The 15,585-nt window shown below is 60.0% G+C and carries 14 protein-coding genes and 2 pseudogenes; 6 read left to right on the top strand and 10 right to left on the bottom strand.

Annotated features, from left to right (window positions below; translation table 11 throughout):
* Positions 1-38: 38 nt before the first annotated feature.
* Positions 39-791 (bottom strand): phosphoribosyltransferase, encoded by a 753-nt coding sequence (locus tag H8F26_RS06230; protein WP_197158302.1) that lies wholly within the window; start codon positions 789-791, stop codon positions 39-41.
* A gap of 93 nt (positions 792-884) precedes the next feature.
* Here H8F26_RS06230 and gap point away from each other — a divergent pair, with 93 nt between their 5' ends.
* A complete protein-coding gene (gap, locus tag H8F26_RS06225) occupies positions 885-1,883 on the top strand; it encodes a type I glyceraldehyde-3-phosphate dehydrogenase (RefSeq protein WP_197158300.1) in 999 nt (332 codons plus the stop codon).
* Between the two features lie 27 nt (positions 1,884-1,910).
* Here the strand turns inward: gap and H8F26_RS06220 are convergent, their stop codons facing one another.
* Positions 1,911-2,351, bottom strand: a complete 441-nt coding sequence (locus H8F26_RS06220; RefSeq protein ID WP_197158298.1) for a hypothetical protein — start codon at positions 2,349-2,351, stop codon at positions 1,911-1,913.
* A 195-nt stretch (positions 2,352-2,546) separates the two neighbouring features.
* Between H8F26_RS06220 and H8F26_RS06215 the strand changes: the two genes are divergently transcribed.
* Both H8F26_RS06215 and H8F26_RS06210 read left to right on the top strand, forming a co-directional pair.
* Positions 2,547-3,041 carry a hypothetical protein gene (locus H8F26_RS06215; RefSeq protein WP_197158296.1) on the top strand — a complete coding sequence of 165 codons (495 nt, stop codon included), beginning with the start codon at positions 2,547-2,549 and terminating at the stop codon, positions 3,039-3,041.
* A 70-nt stretch (positions 3,042-3,111) separates the two neighbouring features.
* Positions 3,112-4,272: a glutaredoxin family protein gene (locus H8F26_RS06210; protein ID WP_197158294.1), complete on the top strand. Its 1,161-nt coding sequence runs from the start codon at positions 3,112-3,114 to the stop codon at positions 4,270-4,272.
* 70 nt (positions 4,273-4,342) lie between these two features.
* Here H8F26_RS06210 and H8F26_RS06205 read toward each other — a convergent pair whose 3' ends face one another.
* The 4 genes from H8F26_RS06205 to H8F26_RS06190 form a co-directional block, all read right to left on the bottom strand.
* Positions 4,343-4,621 (bottom strand): DUF427 domain-containing protein, encoded by a 279-nt coding sequence (locus H8F26_RS06205; protein WP_197158292.1) that lies wholly within the window; start codon positions 4,619-4,621, stop codon positions 4,343-4,345.
* Positions 4,622-4,762: 141 nt separating this feature from the next.
* Positions 4,763-6,262, bottom strand: coding sequence for an IS66 family transposase (locus H8F26_RS06200; protein ID WP_197158290.1), 1,500 nt, complete (start codon positions 6,260-6,262; stop codon positions 4,763-4,765).
* A 121-nt stretch (positions 6,263-6,383) separates the two neighbouring features.
* Positions 6,384-7,934: an IS5 family transposase gene (locus H8F26_RS06195; RefSeq protein ID WP_197158288.1), complete on the bottom strand. Its 1,551-nt coding sequence runs from the start codon at positions 7,932-7,934 to the stop codon at positions 6,384-6,386.
* Between the two features lie 490 nt (positions 7,935-8,424).
* Complete coding sequence (locus H8F26_RS06190) at positions 8,425-9,357, bottom strand: phytanoyl-CoA dioxygenase family protein (RefSeq protein ID WP_197158286.1); 933 nt, start codon at positions 9,355-9,357, stop codon at positions 8,425-8,427.
* A gap of 625 nt (positions 9,358-9,982) precedes the next feature.
* Here H8F26_RS06190 and H8F26_RS06185 point away from each other — a divergent pair.
* Positions 9,983-10,750, top strand: coding sequence for a class I SAM-dependent methyltransferase (locus H8F26_RS06185; protein WP_197158285.1), 768 nt, complete (start codon positions 9,983-9,985; stop codon positions 10,748-10,750).
* A gap of 175 nt (positions 10,751-10,925) precedes the next feature.
* Here the strand turns inward: H8F26_RS06185 and H8F26_RS06180 are convergent.
* The 3 genes and pseudogenes from H8F26_RS06180 to H8F26_RS06170 form a co-directional block, all read right to left on the bottom strand.
* Positions 10,926-12,102, bottom strand: a pseudogene (locus H8F26_RS06180) (IS5 family transposase); the annotation flags it as partial.
* Between the two features lie 76 nt (positions 12,103-12,178).
* Complete coding sequence (locus H8F26_RS06175; RefSeq protein WP_231605496.1) at positions 12,179-12,433, bottom strand: group II intron maturase-specific domain-containing protein; 255 nt, start codon at positions 12,431-12,433, stop codon at positions 12,179-12,181.
* Positions 12,434-12,935: 502 nt separating this feature from the next.
* Positions 12,936-13,658 (bottom strand): transposase, encoded by a 723-nt coding sequence (locus tag H8F26_RS06170; RefSeq protein WP_255518583.1) that lies wholly within the window; start codon positions 13,656-13,658, stop codon positions 12,936-12,938.
* Between H8F26_RS06170 and H8F26_RS19285 the strand changes: the two genes are divergently transcribed.
* Positions 13,609-13,896, top strand: coding sequence for a transposase (locus H8F26_RS19285; RefSeq protein WP_231597691.1), 288 nt, complete (start codon positions 13,609-13,611; stop codon positions 13,894-13,896). The two genes, H8F26_RS06170 and H8F26_RS19285, sit on opposite strands and share 50 nt — an antisense overlap.
* Before the next feature lie 10 nt (positions 13,897-13,906).
* Positions 13,907-14,650: pseudogene (locus H8F26_RS19280) on the top strand (IS3 family transposase); the annotation flags it as partial.
* Here H8F26_RS19280 and H8F26_RS06160 read toward each other — a convergent pair.
* Complete coding sequence (locus H8F26_RS06160) at positions 14,631-15,458, bottom strand: transposase (protein WP_231605494.1); 828 nt, start codon at positions 15,456-15,458, stop codon at positions 14,631-14,633. The pseudogene H8F26_RS19280 and the gene H8F26_RS06160 sit on opposite strands and share 20 nt — an antisense overlap.
* Positions 15,459-15,585 lie beyond the last annotated feature (127 nt).

The following is a 15,585-nucleotide window of genomic DNA, read 5'->3' as shown; positions in this document are numbered from 1 at the left end:
TCGCACCCCCTTCTCCCCAGCCTCACTCTCCAGCTTGGTCAACGCTCACCCTCCAGGCCAGGGAGCCGCTGGAACGGTTGCAGCAGCTCCAGCACCTGCGGGTCCGTGAGCTGCTCGAACCGCTCGAACCACAGACCCACCGCCAGCAGGTCGTCCACCACCGCCAGGGCTTCAAAACGATCGAGCTGACGCTTCAGATCGATCGCCACGGCCCGGTCCACCACTGGAACCGCCAGGGTGAGGGAAGCCGGCTGCAGCTGGCGCAACGAACGCAGGGCCGCCTGCACGGTCATGCCGGTGGCGATGCCGTCGTCCACCACGATCAGGTGGCGGCCCCGCAACGCTCCGGGCTCCGGATCGCCGAACAGCCGCTGGCGCCGGGCCAGCTCCCGCTCCTGCTCCTGCAGCCAACCCAGCTGGCGGGCGGCGGCAGCCTGGCCGCTGGCCTCGACGCCATCGCGCCACACCACCACCCCAGCGGCTGCCATCCCACCGCCTGTCATCCCACGGCCTGTCATCCCACGGCCCGCCATCCCAGACGCAGCCACAGGGCCGGCCGCGACGGCGCCGATCGCCACCTCCGGATCGGCCGGATCCGCCACCTTGCGCACCGACCAGGTGCGGAGAGGCAACTGGAGCCGGTCCGCCATCGCCGCCGCCACGGGGACACCGCCGCGAGGCAATGCCAGCAGCAGGCTGGCTGGCTGGCAGGGCGATGCCAGGCCAAAACGCTCCGCCAACGCCAGCCCCGCCTGGCGGCGATCGAACCAGAGCGGTGGATCGAAAGACACGGTCGATCCAAGCAGGCAACGGAGGAGCAAGACAACCTCCCGGCCGCTGCATAGGGTGAAACGGCATGCATCCCAGGGAAGGGACGAACGCTCATGGCCATCAGGATCGGCATCAACGGCTTCGGCAGGATCGGGCGTCTGGTGTTTCGCCGCGCCTGCCAGCTCGATGACGTGGAGGTGGTGGCGATCAACGACCTGATCGATGTGAACTACATCGCCTACATGCTTCGTTACGACTCCACCCACGGCCGCTTCGGCGGATCGGTGGAGGTACAGAACGGCCAGCTGGTGGTGGATGGCAAGGCGATCCGCATCACCGCCGAGCGCGATCCCGCCAACCTGCGCTGGAGCGAGGTGGGTGCCGACTACGTGCTCGAATCCACCGGCTTCTTCCTCACCGATGAGGCCGCCCGCGCCCACCTACGCGCCGGCGCCAGGCGGGTGGTGCTGTCTGCCCCGTCGAAAGACGACACGCCGATGTTCGTGATGGGGGTGAACCACACCACCTACGCGGGCCAGGAGATCGTGTCGAACGCCTCCTGCACCACCAACTGCCTGGCGCCCCTGGCCAAGGTGATCCACGACAACTTCGGCATCGCCGCCGGGTTGATGACCACGGTGCACGCCACCACCGCCACCCAGAAAACGGTAGATGGCCCCTCGGTGAAGGACTGGCGGGGCGGCCGCGGCGCCGGCCAGAACATCATTCCCTCCTCCACCGGTGCCGCCAAGGCGGTGGGCCGGGTGATCCCGGCCTTGAACGGCAAGCTCACCGGCATGGCCTTCCGGGTGCCCACCCCGAACGTGTCGGTGGTGGACCTCACCGTGAACCTGGAGCGACCCGCCAGCTACGACAGCATCAAAGCGGCCGTGAAGGCCGCCTCGGAAGGGGAGCTGGCCGGCATCCTCGGCTACACGGAGGATGAGGTGGTGTCCACGGATTTCCTGGGGCAGTCGTGCACGTCGATCTTCGATGCCAAGGCCGGCATCCCCCTCACCGATACCTTCGTGAAGCTGGTGAGCTGGTACGACAACGAGTGGGGCTATTCCTGCAAGTGCCTCGACCTGATGCGCCACATGGCCACGGTGTGAGGGGGCCAGGCTCCTGACGGTGTGAAGTCAGGGCGGGTCGGTGAGGAACCACTGCTGCACCAGGCCCGGATCACCGCTGCTGGCATCCCCGCCGGCGGTGATCACGGCCAGGTAGTGCCCGGCGGCATTCACCCAGAGAAAGCGGCAGAAGCCCTGCCCCGTGCTGGAACAACCCCAGGCCTCGGGATGGTCGCGGCAGCGCCGGTCGTCCGGCAGGCAGCCCTCGGCCGCCGCCGGAGCCGGCACCCGCCGCCAACCCGCCGCCGCCAGCCGCTGGGCGGCGCCGGGGTAGGACTGGCCGGCCTGCAGGGGAAAGCTCAGGTCGCGGCCGGTGATCGGCGTTGACCACAGCGTCGCCAGCAGCAGCACCCCAACCAGGCTCGCGCCAAGCCGGATCAGGGAAACCCGGCTCCGCCCCAGGCGGCCTGCGAGCGGCCAGTTCTGTCGCGTCCTGCGGGAATGGGGCATCGCGAACGCAGTGGCAGGCCTCACGGGTTTCAACCATGCCAATGCCGGAAGCTCAGCACCGCTGCCGCCACTGTGCCCTGATCCCGCCGTAGCGTTCATCAAGGGTGGCACTGTCGGTGGCGATCCATTGCCCTTGATCCCTAACCCCTGATCTGTGGCCTGGGCCCTCCAGCCAATCCTGCGTGTGATCCAGCCATGTCCGCTCCCGATGCCCTCACCAGCAACCTGTTCAACTCCATCCTCTGGAGCTGGAATTATGTGGGCATCGACAGCGACACGGGCCGGACGATCCGGGCGAGCGGCCAGTTCCTGAGCGACATTGATCCCGACTCCCAAGACTTCTACGCCATCCAGCGGATCCAGGGCAGTCGCAACCGCGTCCGGATTGATGGACTGTGGCCGGCGGGGAAGGCCATTCCCGGCAACATCGATCCGATCACCGGCGAGCCCTACAACGGCGACAACCGGATCCGGCAGAACGATGACGACAGGGAGAGGGCGCAACTCACCAGTGCCGGATTTCAATTTTCTCTGCGTGATGGCACGTTCGCGAACGTGTTCTTCGCCGGCTTCCTGGAGCCGCCCATCACCCTGGAATTTTTCTCCGCACCGCCCTACCCGATCGGTCCGGTCGCTCCGAACAGCGAAGACCCCGTGATCTTCCGGGCCACGCCACTGTTCGGCTTCTGAGCGAAGAGCCCTGCGATGGCCTTTCGGCTGAGCATGGCCTATCACCAGACCATGGCCTTTCGTCTGAACCATGGCCCTGCGTCTGAAACGGCAACTGCAGCTCTGGCTGCTGGGGCTGCTCGGCCTGCTGCTGGCCATGGGCAGCCTCACGGGCCCTGCGTTGTCCCTGGACAGGAGCTCGGCACCTTCCAGCAATGGGAGCCCGGAACTGCAGGTCTTCGTTCGGCCCGGCTGCCCCCACTGCGCCCAGGCCAAGGCCTTTCTGCCGGCCCTGCAGCGGCAGCGCCCGGAGCTGGTGGTGCGGATCCGATCGATCGACACCGATCCGGCGGCGCTCGCCGATCTGACCCGGTACTCCCAGCAGGCGGGGGTCCAGACGCCGGGGGTTCCCACCTTTGTGATCGACGGCCAGGTGCTGGTGGGGTTCGACAGCCCGCAAGGCCGTGGCCAGGAGCTGCTGGCCCTGGTGAGCCGCGACCAGCCCAGGCTGGACCCCCTGCGGCTGGGCCCCTTCGGGGAGCTGGATGTGGGCCGGCTGGGGCTGCCGCTGTTCACCCTCGCCATGGGCCTGCTGGATGGCTTCAACCCCTGCGCCATGTGGGTGCTGCTGTTCCTGCTCTCACTGCTTGTGCACTGGCACGACCGGCGCCGCATGGCCCTGGTGGCCGGCACCTTCGTGCTGGTGAGCGGCGCGGTGTATTTCGCCTTCATGGCCGCCTGGCTGAATGTGTTCCTGCTGCTGGGCTGGAGTACCTGGCTGCGGCTGACGCTGGCGGGGCTGGCCTTGGTGGTGGGGATGGTGAACCTGCTGGAAATCCGGCGTGAGGGTCCGGAGTTCACCCTCTCGATTCCGGCCTCCGCCAAACCGGGGCTCTACGCCCGCATGCGCGGGGTGATTCAGAACCAGTCCCTGCTGCCGGCCCTGGCGGCGGTCGCGGCTCTGGCGGTGGTCGTGAATCTGGTGGAACTGCTCTGCACCGCCGGGCTTCCGGCGCTCTACACCGCCGTGCTCGCCCAGCAGAACCTTCCCGCCGCAGCCCACTACGGTTATCTGGGGCTCTACATCCTGGGCTACATCGCCGACGACAGCCTCATGGTGGGGCTGGCCGTCGTGGCCCTGAGCAGCAACAAACTCACCGAACGAACCGGCCGGCTGCTCAAGCTGATCAGCGGAGTTGTGATGGTGGCCCTGGCCCTGGTGTTGCTGCTGAGACCAGGCTGGCTGTTGTGACCAAGCACCAACTCGCCTGCCTCGCGATGCGGTGCTTCCCACGTGAAGGGATCTGGTGGCGCCGAGCTCCTCAGCTCACCGATACGCCCTTCCAGAACGCAACCCGGCCACGGATTTCAGCGGCGGCACTCTTGGGGTCGGGATAAAACCAGGCGGCGTTCGCATTCACCTGGTCGCCGACCACCACGTCGTAGTAATGCGCTTCTCCCTTCCACCCACAGATGCTGCGGTGCGACGAGGGACGGAAATGGACAGCATTCAGCGACTCAGCCGGGAAGTAGGCATTGCCCTCCAACTTGACGATGTCGTCACTACTGGCGATGACGGCATCATTCCAACGGGCTTCCATGGCGAGAGAGCAAGGGATCATCATCCTGCAGCTTAATCACCTCGTATCCGTTCAGGGGCCGTGACGCAGCAGCGCAGCATTCACCGCCCTTGATCGCTGATCAACGAGCAACCACAGACACCACGATCGATGACGGCCGGCTCAGGGATTCGGCAACAGCGATGGCATCTCACCGCCGCGATGATGGGCGATCAAGGCCTGCTCCAGGAACTGCCAGATATCACGGCCCTGTTGCCGCAGGCTGGTGGTGACCGTGAGCAACCTGCTGCGGCAGATTGCACCCTGGCGGGATTGGACGCCATGGCTGATCTTGCGCTGAATCACCGAATGGCGCAGGGCACGCTCGGCTGCGTTGTTGGTGGGCTCGATCCCTTCAATCTCCAGGAAGGTCCAGAGGCCATCGCTCACTTGCAGCAACTGATGGCAGGTACGCACCGTCTTGGCCCACGGCGTTCGCTCGCCGCGCTGGCAGCCCAGCTCCACAACCCGCTGCAGCGTGCCCACAAACGCCTGGCGGATCGGCCGACAGCCCTGCTGCAACGTGGACCAGTCGATCGTTCCGTCTTTGTAGCGGTGCCACTGGGCAAACAGCTGCTGCTGCAGGCCCAGCAGCTCCGCTCCAATCTCACCGCTGGCGCCCTGACGGTCAGCGATGGCGGTGAGATCGCGGATCACGTGCGCCCAGCACAGCTGGCGCTGCTCCAGCGGGAGATGGTTGTAGGCGGAGAAGCGATCGCTCACCACAATTCCGCCAAAGGCATTCCCGAGCAGGTCGATCGCGGCGGCAGCCGAGCGGCTCAGGCTCTGCAAGAACACTGTCACCCCCATGGCGGTCACCATGACCCACTCCCAGCCGCGCCGGCCATCGGGGTTGCCACCGTCAGCATTACCGGTGGGGGCACCGGTTTCATCGACGTAGACCACCGACTGCTGACGGGCAAACGCAAGGGCCTCCTGCATGGGCTGCTCCAGTGCTGCACTCAAGCGCTGGCGGATAGTGGCCATCGCTCCCCGGCTGATCTGTACCCCCAGCAGCTGATCCAGCAGCGCCTGGGTCTTGCTGAAACTCAACGGGAAGGCACTACCCAGCAGACCCACCAGAGCACTGAGCCGGGGACCGTAATGGCTTACTTCCACCTCCGCCGGTAACGAGGCACAGGTGCTGGTGGAACAGCAGGGGCAGACCAGGCGGTGCAGCCGGTGCTCGATCACCAGAGGCGTGATCGGTGGAATCTCGATCACCTGGTGCCTCAAGGGCTCGGGATCCTGACCCTGTAGCAACGTGCCGCAGCGGCGGCAGGCCTGGGGGTGGTGCTCGACCACCTCATCCACCCGCTCGATCGGCAGCAGCTCCGGCCCAGATCCGGGATGGCCCGGCTGGCCGCCGCGCTTGCGTCGTTCGGGCGGCCTAAACCCCTGGCCATCACTGGAGGGAGGCTTGGAAGAATTGCGGGAGCTGCGGCCGATCCGCTCGCGCAGATGGGCCAGTTCGGTCGCCAGGGCGGTGAGCTGGATGCGGAGCTGCTCGATCTCCTGTTGCTGCCTCTGGCACTGACTGACCAGCTCAAGAAATCCAGCCTTCACTCCCACCGGGGTGGCGGCCCAATCGGCTTCTGAAATCCCGGCCGGTGGGGTGGTCATCGCAAGGAGTCTCTTACTGAGGGACTCCTGAAAAAGATTCTCGGCCCATCGGCGCCGGATTCGTCCGTTTGCTTCGCGTTAATCAGGCTGGCAAGCGCGGTGACATCAAGTCGGCCAGATCTCAAAAGCATGGCTTGCAGATGCCCTCAGGCGCTCTGATCGCTGACCAGGCCATAAAAAAGCTGTAGATCCACCCAAAAAGAAGGACAAAAAAGAGGCGCAGCAGCCTCAAGACCTTTTCCGCGCACATCACGACAAAGGCCATCGAGATGGAGGATTCGGCACCAGCTGGTAGACGAGCCATGATCAGATCCAGGGAATACTTGCGCTTTCCAGAGCCAAAGACGCCTTCCACTTCATTGCGTCGAGCTTGATCAGATCGGAGCTGGTGCTTGTGTGCAGTGGTGACATCAGGATCCTTGGGCGGGCGACCCAATCGCTTGCCGGAGAGGCGAATACCGTTCCTCGTGCAGAAATGCCTATTCTTGGCCGTGATATAAATCCGGTCGGCGCAGATTCGCTCTGGGTAAGATCCTGTATCCAGCTTGTATTTTTCCGCCTGAGCGATAAGGTCTTCTCCTTCGTTGTAGGGGTTCCAGCTTATGCGGTGCAAGAACGGAAAGCCGTTTTGAACCGAAACACTGATTTTGGCTCCAAACTCCACCGCAGCACGTGCTTTGCCTCGCACCATTGGGCGGATATGGGTCTGCACAAGATTCACCAGGCGGTCTGAAATGCTGTTGGTCTGAGAGGCGAGCAGAAGGCCCTGTTGCCGCTCCAACTCGCTGCAGGCCAACAACTTCTGCCACCAATGCCTCTTAAGCTCGGAAAGCCTTGCCCCGCAGCCGATCAGAGCATCAATGGCCTTGAGATTCTGCCGCACATAGCCAAGCTGATGTTTAATGGCAGCCTTCACTTTGCGGCGACGTGGTCGTTTTTGCTTCGCCACTCTCAGGAAATGAGCACGAGCAAGGCCACGGTCGTAGCGAGGTCGATGTCTCCTGAATCCCGATGACTGACTGCACAGATCATCAATGACTCGCTCGGTCGTTGTGCGAGCCTCGTTGAGGAGCTTGAGGTCTCTGGGATAGGTGATGTCGGCTGGAGTGCAACTGGCATCAATCGTGAGAGTGCCCCAATTCTTTCCTTCTGGCCAGTCAGCAGGCTTGATCAACGCATCAAGTTCTAGCTGAGCGCCTCCTCCACTGGAATCACGATCATCATGGTCGTCATCGTCTGCTGCCTGAGCAAGTGCTTCCAGAAGGATCTCTTTGCCGCGCTGCACCACCAGCTCGTTGATACGGCGCAGATCCTCGTCAGAAAAACGCTTGCGAAAGTGCACCATCATCGAGGCATCAAACGGTGCCTTAGCTGTGTAGCCCGCAAAGCCGAGAAAGAACTGAATATAGGCGTTCTCTCTGATCTGATGGACTGTCTCTTCGTCGGTGAGCCCTAACTTCTGTTTGATGTAGAGAGCACCAAAGGCCATTCTCACTGATTTGGCTGGAGCGCCAATTGTGGCGCTGAATTGAGGGGCATAGGTTTCTTCCAGCTCATCCCATGGGATCAGCCCCTCCAGTTGAACCCAGCGATTCTCGGGATCAAGTGTGCCGCCAAATGGCAGGTGGAACTCCTTGATTGAGATCTGACCGTTATTGTGCCTCCGGTACATATTGAGCGATCAGGAGTAAAGGCAATCACGGATTGCCTGATTCACGGCTACTTTAGCGGTTTCTCATGCTTGAGACCAGCTGCGGCGCAATGGATCTGGATTTTTCAGGAGACCCTACTGAGATGCAACCAGGAATCAAGCCACCGTCAAGGGTTCAGCAAGCCCGATGTTCGTTGCGAGCTGTCCCGACTCCTGAACGGGTACATCACCTCAGCGTCCCCGATTCCAGGAAAAGACGCAGAACAAGCAGGCTGCGATCGCGTGCCCTGCCTTGATAACTGAAGCCTCCAGGAGGCTCACAGGCTCAGATCTCCAGAATCGGTCAGCCACGGCAAGCAGCCGCTCAAAAAAATACCGCATGCATCATGACCAGCAGTTCAGGATTGGATGCTTCAACCCAGGGGAGGCACAAGTGACGTGCCCGGCCCGCTTGAACCTGACGCTGTGCACTCCAGAGCTATGAATGCAAAGCCCGAAACCGGAAGGTCAACTACCATGGAAGCTTCAGGAAGGACCTCAAATCAAAGGCGGCCTTTCCCTTGGCGACTCCCGAGGCCAGCACTGCAGGATTGTTTTGCCGAAATTCGCCATCCAACGCATAGTCAGCATAAACCAAACCATGCCTTTCCTTGAATCTCAACGAAAAGTCTTCCCGCAGATTGCCAAAGCCGAAGCCATCCGGAACAAAGTGTGCTGCTATTGAACGCCTTCTAAGGCTGCGGTCTGGCCCCGGCGTTGATCCATGAATAATTCGCGAACCCCAAAAGAAAATATCTCCTTTCTTAAGAGGAGGGGCATAAATCTGTGGATCCCGCGACTCTAGGTAAGTGCGAATTTCAGCCAGAAAGCCATCGTACATGGCATGATGTTGCCGATCAAGATAGCCACTCCGAGGAGCCATAAGATGAGTACCCGGGTAGACATAAAATCTGATTCCTTCAAGGTGCGTATCCTCAAGCGCAACCCAAGCAGCTATCAGGTGACCGTTAGGCCGGGAATCAAGATAAATCCAGTCTTGATGAGGGGGAGTGGTAGCGTGATCAAAAAGCATAGTCTGAAAAAGCTTGAAAATATTGTTCTTGCCACTAATTTGAGACAATGATTTCTGAACGCTCGAAGAGCCCAGAAGAGAAAGAATTGCACTAGAAAGCATGCCATTATCACCCTCTTCATAACTGTGGCAATTCAACAGACAATTAGCAACTCCCCCAACTCCAGTCTTGGCATGCCGCTCCCAAAGGCCCGATTGCCGCAGGTAATTACTATCCGAATCAACCACAGTGTCATTATAGATGCTAAACACTTGATCAATTTTATCCAGATCAGTGGCTCCTCTGCAGATAATATAATTTTGCTCCTGAAAATATTCCAGCGGGTCATCAATATCATCTCCCAGGTGACCAAAATACTTGAGCTTACTCATTTGCTTTGGCCAGAGATCCTGATCAATACAGGATACTGTTATCAGTGCCCATACGTCAAAATCACCAGGTCTGCTTCAGAGTCGTTCGCTCAGGCCGGCTGGCGCCTGCCTGATCCAAGCCAGCGCATCGACAATGCAGAGAAGCCTCTGACGAAGCAGATGGAAGGTGGATATTCTGAGCGAACGCAATCATTGAAGGATGTGCGTACTTCAACCACTGAAAACTATCTCTGACACAGACTTTGCCACCAGACATCAAAACGCACATCAACATCACAGGGAGAACGTCTCCACCCTTCACCTTCAAGACATGGAGGGTCGCTGAATCAGCTGAAGAGCTGCCGTCAACAACCCAACGCCCTGTCAGCCTCGCTTCCTGCCACGGGGTTCTTCGTTTCAAGCAAGGCGCGAGGGGGTTGCGCCTCCTTTGATTCCTCAAACCCTTGAGCGAGTACTGACAACGATTCAGAGCCGTAGTGGCCGAGTTGATTCATCCGAGTTTGAAGCGTCAGGATGAGTTGTCCAATCAGTACGCCTGGAGACACGGGCGCCACGAAAAGAGCAAGGGTAAAAACCCATAAGTATGGCCTCCTGTCTCCGGTCCAATCAATCACAAGTTTCGACCATGCAAAGCCTCAAGGCCTTGCCTCCCCTGCATGATTCCTGTGAAATCGGAATCAGCCAAGAGATAGAATCTCAACAAGTTGCTTCCGTGACCGCCATGGAGCCCAGCTGCCATCCTGGCCTTAAGTTTACACCAAGGTGGAATGATCCTGAATTCCAGTGGAGAAAAGAAGCCAATCAATACTACAATGATCAATGGATCAATCGATACAATCTTCATCGAGACGAAAGAGACTTGGCAAGACTGAACATCGAGGGAATGGATGTCAGCGATTCGCAGCATTTTCAGATCGGATGGTTAAGAAATATCGACAGGCTGATAGACATGACACCACCTAAATTCAATCCCTTTTACTTCCGCCTTCTTGACGTTGGCTGCGGCAGCGGAATATCGACAATCTACTTCGCAGAAAACTACAGGTTCAAAACCTATAGCGGCTTTGATTTCTCGGAGGAACTCATCAGCACCTCAAGAAAGAATTTGCTGCAGTTTTCGACCCTGCGCCAGGAGCAGATTCCGATCACATTTTTCGTCGACGACGCGCGCAGTCATAAGCTGATCGCGCAGCCGTCATTCGTCTACATGTTTAATCCATTTGGATTCAGGACCGCCGATTTATTCATTCGCAACAATCTGCAGACCTTAAGATCCACAGGAAGCATCCTTGCGATTGCCGAGGACACGTGGATCACGGAATTATCTGCAGCAGGACTTCACAAAGGGATCATTAGAAAATCATCGTATAATTTGTCGCTGGTATTTTACTGAGAGTCTCCTGAGGAAGTAGGGCCTCCTAAGAAAGTAAGAACCAGCCCCAGGTCAGCAAAGTGGGGAGGCCCCGCCCTAACACTGAGTGTTGCTCAGGCTGCAGCCGGTTGATTGCTCAGGAGCCGCTCCTCGCCTCTTCGCATGGATTCAGTGCCGATCAGTAGCTGAAACAAGAAGGCAAAAAGAACCAAAAGAAGCCCCAGCAGCTTCTCGAGGTTCATTACCAGTACAGCCAATGCAATGGCTGATCCTTGGGTGGCAGCGAGCTTCTCACGAATCAAACCCAATCCAAATCGCCGCTTCCCCTGTCCGATTTTACCTTCTACCGCGTTACGTTGCCGTTGATCATCAAGACACTGTCTCTTCTCTTCTGCCACAAGCTCAGGATCGCTCTTGGGCCGACCAAGGCGAGGTCCACTCAGGCGTATCCCATGACGCTGACAGAAAGCGCGGTTCGCTCGAGTCCGATAGATCTGATCGGCACAGATCACTTCTGGATAATGACCATGACGACGGCGATAGGCTCTTGCTTGAGCCTTTAGATCTTCTCCTTCGTTGTAGGGGTCGTAGCTCAAGCGGTCTAGGTAGGTGAATCCATCACCCATAACTGAAATTGAGATCTTGGCTCCGAATTCGACATTACATCTGGCTTTGCCACGAACTATGGGCCTGATGTGAGCTTGGAAGAGGCTCACGATCCGATTGGGGATGCTTCTGCTGTCTGAGTGGTAGAGAATCTTCTGCTGGCGAACCAGCTCGCTGACCACCAAGAGTTTGTGATGCCAGTGTCTTCCTGCGGCCAAAAAGCAGGCACCGCAAGCGATCAGGGCATCAATACTGCCAAGATTCCGTTGAAGATGGCCGAGCTGCTGCTTGATCGCTCTTCGAATCTTGCTGATGCGAGGGCGCTTCTTCTTTGCCACTGCCAAAAACTGCTGACGGGCTTTCTTTCGATGCGAACGTGGCTTCTGGCCAAACGCCTCTCTGATCTGCGGATGCATCGCATCAATCAGCTTTTCTGTAACTTCTCTGGCTTCATTGAGCAGTGATAAATCAGTCGGATAGCGGATGTCAACCGGTGCGCATGTGGCGTCAATCAAGAGTGTGCCTTGGTTGGCCGATGGCATAGACGTGTGATCATTGCTGCCATGCCCCGTGGAAGAACCGCCACCTTTGTCTGCACCTTGATCATCGTCGGCATCTGCGGCCTGGATCACATTCAGCCCATGGCGCACGATCCGTTCGTTGCAGTCGTTGATCACTGACTCCGGCAGGCGCTTCCGGAAATAGACCATCATCGATGGATCGAACGGTGCTGAGAACTGGAACGCTTCTAATCCAATGAAGAATTGTCGAGTCGCCCACAGGAACTTCCCCCGCAGGCGCTCACAGAACCGGACGTGACACTCTCGCGTCATCCGGCTCTTGTCACCCAACCGTTGCGTGACCAAGAATCTGCCAATGAACAAACAACTGTGGATTCTGCTGAGCAGTTTTGTTCAGCAGCCGCAGGCTTCGTCCACGGTGACCGCACAGAGGCTTATGCTTCTGACGCAGCCAGGAGCCAAGCCGTTCGTCGAAATAACGGAACAACTTGTTCCACATCTCCGTCGGATAAAAGCGCCCAAAATACTGCCACCAGCCCCGCAGGACCGGATTCAGCATTCTGGCAACATCGTCCAATGGCAAATGAGAATGATGGCGAAGTCTCCATCCTCGAATACGATCCCTCATCTTTCTCAAGGATAAGGGGCTTACTGCTGGCGCAAAGGTTGTGAACAACTTGCCCCAGCGGTTCTTCGCACAGCGAGGACGGAAAGCAAAGCCTAAGAACTCAAACTGAATCTTCGCAAACGGGCCCTGTCTATTAGAGTCCCTGCAGTAGACCATTTGGGTCTTCTCAGGGTGCAGCGTTAGGCCGCGTCCCTTTGCGTGGTGTAAAACCCGAGGCCCGAATGCCCTGACTCAGAGGGTGAACAGGGTGGAATGACGGGCTGTCATTCCTGAGGCGCAGATGCACCTCGTTCTTCCACGATGAAATGAGGCGATTGACTTGTCAAGTCTCTCGTCTGATCGCGGCTGTGTTGTGAGCGGCAGGGGTCTTCTATGCAGCCCAGGGGTTACAGCGCCGGCCCCCGGGCGGCGATTGAGGCCGCTGCGCCCTGTGGGGGCGCTGCCACCTCAATCACCTGGGGCCTGCGTCTTGCACCTCTGCGGCGGCGGCGCTGAGCAGGGCCGGCAGATCCTCCAGCTCCGGGATGGCGGCCATGCTCTCGGCTGAGAACATGCGGCGTCCCTCCAGCTGCCAGTGCTCGTGCTGCTCCAGCAATACCGCGCCCACCAGGCGGGTGATCGACGCGTCGTTAGGGAAGATGCCGACCACCCTGGTGCGGCGCTTGATCTCCTCGTTGACCCGCTCCAGCAGGTTGGTGCTCCAGACCTTCTTCCAGTGAGGCTGCGGGAAGTGACGGAAGGCCAGCACGTCCTCTCTGGCCTCGTTCATGAGCTCGGTGGCCTTGGGGAAGCGCTCCGCCAGCGAGGCGGCCAGGTCATCCCAGCGGCTGAGGATCTCTCCGGCATCCTCCTGAGCGAACACCGAGCGCAGGGCGGCGGTGACCATGCCCTGGTGGGCTTTGGGGACGCGCTGGAGAAGGTTGCGGGCGAAGTGGACGCGGCAGCGCTGCCACACACAGCCCTGCAGCTGGCGCCTGATGGCCTTGGTGAGGCCCACGTGGGCGTCGCTGATCACCAGCTTGACGCCAGTGAGGCCGCGCTCCTTGAGGTGGTCTGGCTTTTCTGGACAGGCCCCATCGTTAACCTCTGAGGCGGGGTACCGCCCCTGAAAGGGGCTCCCACCGATGAGCAAGCGCCGCACCCACAGCCCCGAGTTCAAGGCCAGGGTCGCCATGGAGGCGATCAGTGGCCGCAAGACGATCCAGGAGATCGCCGCCGACCACGCCATCCACCCGATCCAGGTGAGCCAGTGGAAGCGGCAGCTCCTGGACGGTGCCAGCGAGCTCTTCACCCGAGGCAAGAAGACCAAGGACAAGGAGGAGGGGCAGGCCAAGGAGGCGGAGCTGTTCCAGCAGATCGGACGGCTGCAGATGGAGCTGGAGTGGCTCAAAAAAAAGTCTCAACTGCTCTGATGCCCGTGAACTGCGCAAGCTGGTCGATCACGACCACCCCGAGCTCAGCATCAGCAGGCAGTGTGCGCTGCTGGGGCTGCCTCGATCCACGCTGTACTACCGGCCGACACCGGTCCGTGTATCGACGCTGCGGATCATGGCCAGGATCGATGCTCTCTACCTGGAGGATCCCTGCAGCGGCAGCCGCCGGATGGTGGACTATCTGGCCCAAGATGGTATCCCGATCAGCCGAGATCGAGTGCGAAACCTCATGCGGCGCATGGGATTACGGGCGATCTACCAGAAGCCCCGGACGACGGTTCCAGGTGATCCGTCCGTGCGGTTCCCCTGCCTGGTGGACCTCACGCAGGTCACGTCGGTGGATCAGGTCTGGGCGACCGACATCACCTACATCCCTCTGCAGAAAGGGTTCCTCTATCTGGTGGCGATCATGGATCTCCATTCCAGGCATGTGCTCAGCTGGAGGCTCTCCAACAGCCTTGACACGAAGTTCTGTCTGGAGGCCCTGGAGATGGCCTTGGGAGGCGGCCGTAGGCCAGAGATCTTCCACTCCGATCAAGGCTGTCAGTTCACGTCCGCTGACTTTGTGGCCAGACTCAAAGGGGAGCGGATCCAGATCAGCTGGTCCGGCAGAAAGCGGTGCTACGACAACATCCTTGTTGAACGGCTGTGGAGGACTGTCAAGTACGAGGAGGTCTACCTACGGGCATACAGCGATGGCTGGGACGCTGAAATCAGCCTGGCCCGCTTCCTGTGGCGGTATTGCCATGTAAGACCTCACAGTTCCCTTGGAGGCAAAACTCCCCACGCGGTCTACACTGAGGCCGAACCATGTTCCACCCGTCCTGGGTTAACGATGTCAGGGGCCGGAACTGTCCAATAAAAGGCACCCACCTCACCTTGAGCGAGGCAATGAACTCGCTCCAGAAGCCCTCGGTTTCGCTGCCTGTCACCTTGAGACCCAGCAACTCCCGGCGGCCGTCCGCGTTCACCCCCATGGCGACGACGACAGCCCGTGAGCAGACCTGCAGGGCCTTGCCCAGCCTGCCCTTGAGGTAGGTGGCATCCAGGTAGACGTAGGCGTAGCCGGACTCCTGCAGGGGCCGGCTCAGGAACGCCTGCACCTGCTGGTCGATCTCCTGGCAGATGCGACTGACCTGGGATTTGGAGATACCGCTCTGGGATCCCAGGGCGGCGACCAGGGCATCCACCTTGCGGGTGGAGACCCCACAGATGTAGGCCTCCATGATCACGCCGTAGAGGGCCTGCTCCACCCGGCGACGGGGCTCGAGGATCGAGGGCAGGAAGCTGCCAGCCCGCAGTTTGGGGATCAGCAGGTCGATGTCGCCTACCTGGGTGGTCAGACTGCGGGGCCGGTAACCGTTGCGATAGCCGAGCCGCTCCTCGGTGCGCTCGTGGCGGTCGGCACCCAGCACGGCAGCGACCTCCAGCTCGATCAGCTGCTGCAGGCCGTAACGGGCCAGCTCGGGGATCAACTCACCGGCAGTGCTGCCATCCAGTAGCGGCGCCAGGTCAACTGCGGCACGATGGGTCTTGGGCATGGTTCGTCTGGTTGAGGTGGTTCTCGAACCAGGGAAACGGGCCTGCCCACCCCTTGCAACGCCAGGCGTCTGAGGTGTGCTCGCTCAGCCCCGGCTACGCCGGGGCTGAGGCCCAGGGGATTTACAC

The sequence above is a fragment of the Synechococcus sp. CBW1006 genome (genome assembly GCF_015840525.1).
Lineage (GTDB): Bacteria > Cyanobacteriota > Cyanobacteriia > PCC-6307 > Cyanobiaceae > CBW1002.
The sequence above is the reverse complement of the archived record's forward strand: the minus strand, read 5'-3'. Positions and strand labels throughout refer to the sequence as shown.

Bases quoted from the DNA above. Each gene is read 5' to 3' on its own strand.
- H8F26_RS06160 (WP_231605494.1), bottom strand. From the start codon at position 15,458: ATGCCCAAGACCCATCGTGCCGCAGTTGACCTGGCGCCGCTACTGGAT.
- H8F26_RS06210 (WP_197158294.1), top strand. From the start codon at position 3,112: ATGGCCCTGCGTCTGAAACGGCAACTGCAGCTCTGGCTGCTGGGGCTG.
- H8F26_RS06220 (WP_197158298.1), bottom strand. From the start codon at position 2,351: ATGCCCCATTCCCGCAGGACGCGACAGAACTGGCCGCTCGCAGGCCGC.
- H8F26_RS19285 (WP_231597691.1), top strand. From the start codon at position 13,609: ATGAGCAAGCGCCGCACCCACAGCCCCGAGTTCAAGGCCAGGGTCGCC.
- H8F26_RS06190 (WP_197158286.1), bottom strand. From the start codon at position 9,357: ATGAGTAAGCTCAAGTATTTTGGTCACCTGGGAGATGATATTGATGAC.
- H8F26_RS06185 (WP_197158285.1), top strand. From the start codon at position 9,983: ATGCAAAGCCTCAAGGCCTTGCCTCCCCTGCATGATTCCTGTGAAATC.
- H8F26_RS06200 (WP_197158290.1), bottom strand. From the start codon at position 6,262: ATGACCACCCCACCGGCCGGGATTTCAGAAGCCGATTGGGCCGCCACC.
- H8F26_RS06170 (WP_255518583.1), bottom strand. From the start codon at position 13,658: ATGGCGACCCTGGCCTTGAACTCGGGGCTGTGGGTGCGGCGCTTGCTC.
- H8F26_RS06205 (WP_197158292.1), bottom strand. From the start codon at position 4,621: ATGGAAGCCCGTTGGAATGATGCCGTCATCGCCAGTAGTGACGACATC.
- H8F26_RS06215 (WP_197158296.1), top strand. From the start codon at position 2,547: ATGTCCGCTCCCGATGCCCTCACCAGCAACCTGTTCAACTCCATCCTC.
- H8F26_RS06195 (WP_197158288.1), bottom strand. From the start codon at position 7,934: ATGTACCGGAGGCACAATAACGGTCAGATCTCAATCAAGGAGTTCCAC.
- gap (WP_197158300.1), top strand. From the start codon at position 885: ATGGCCATCAGGATCGGCATCAACGGCTTCGGCAGGATCGGGCGTCTG.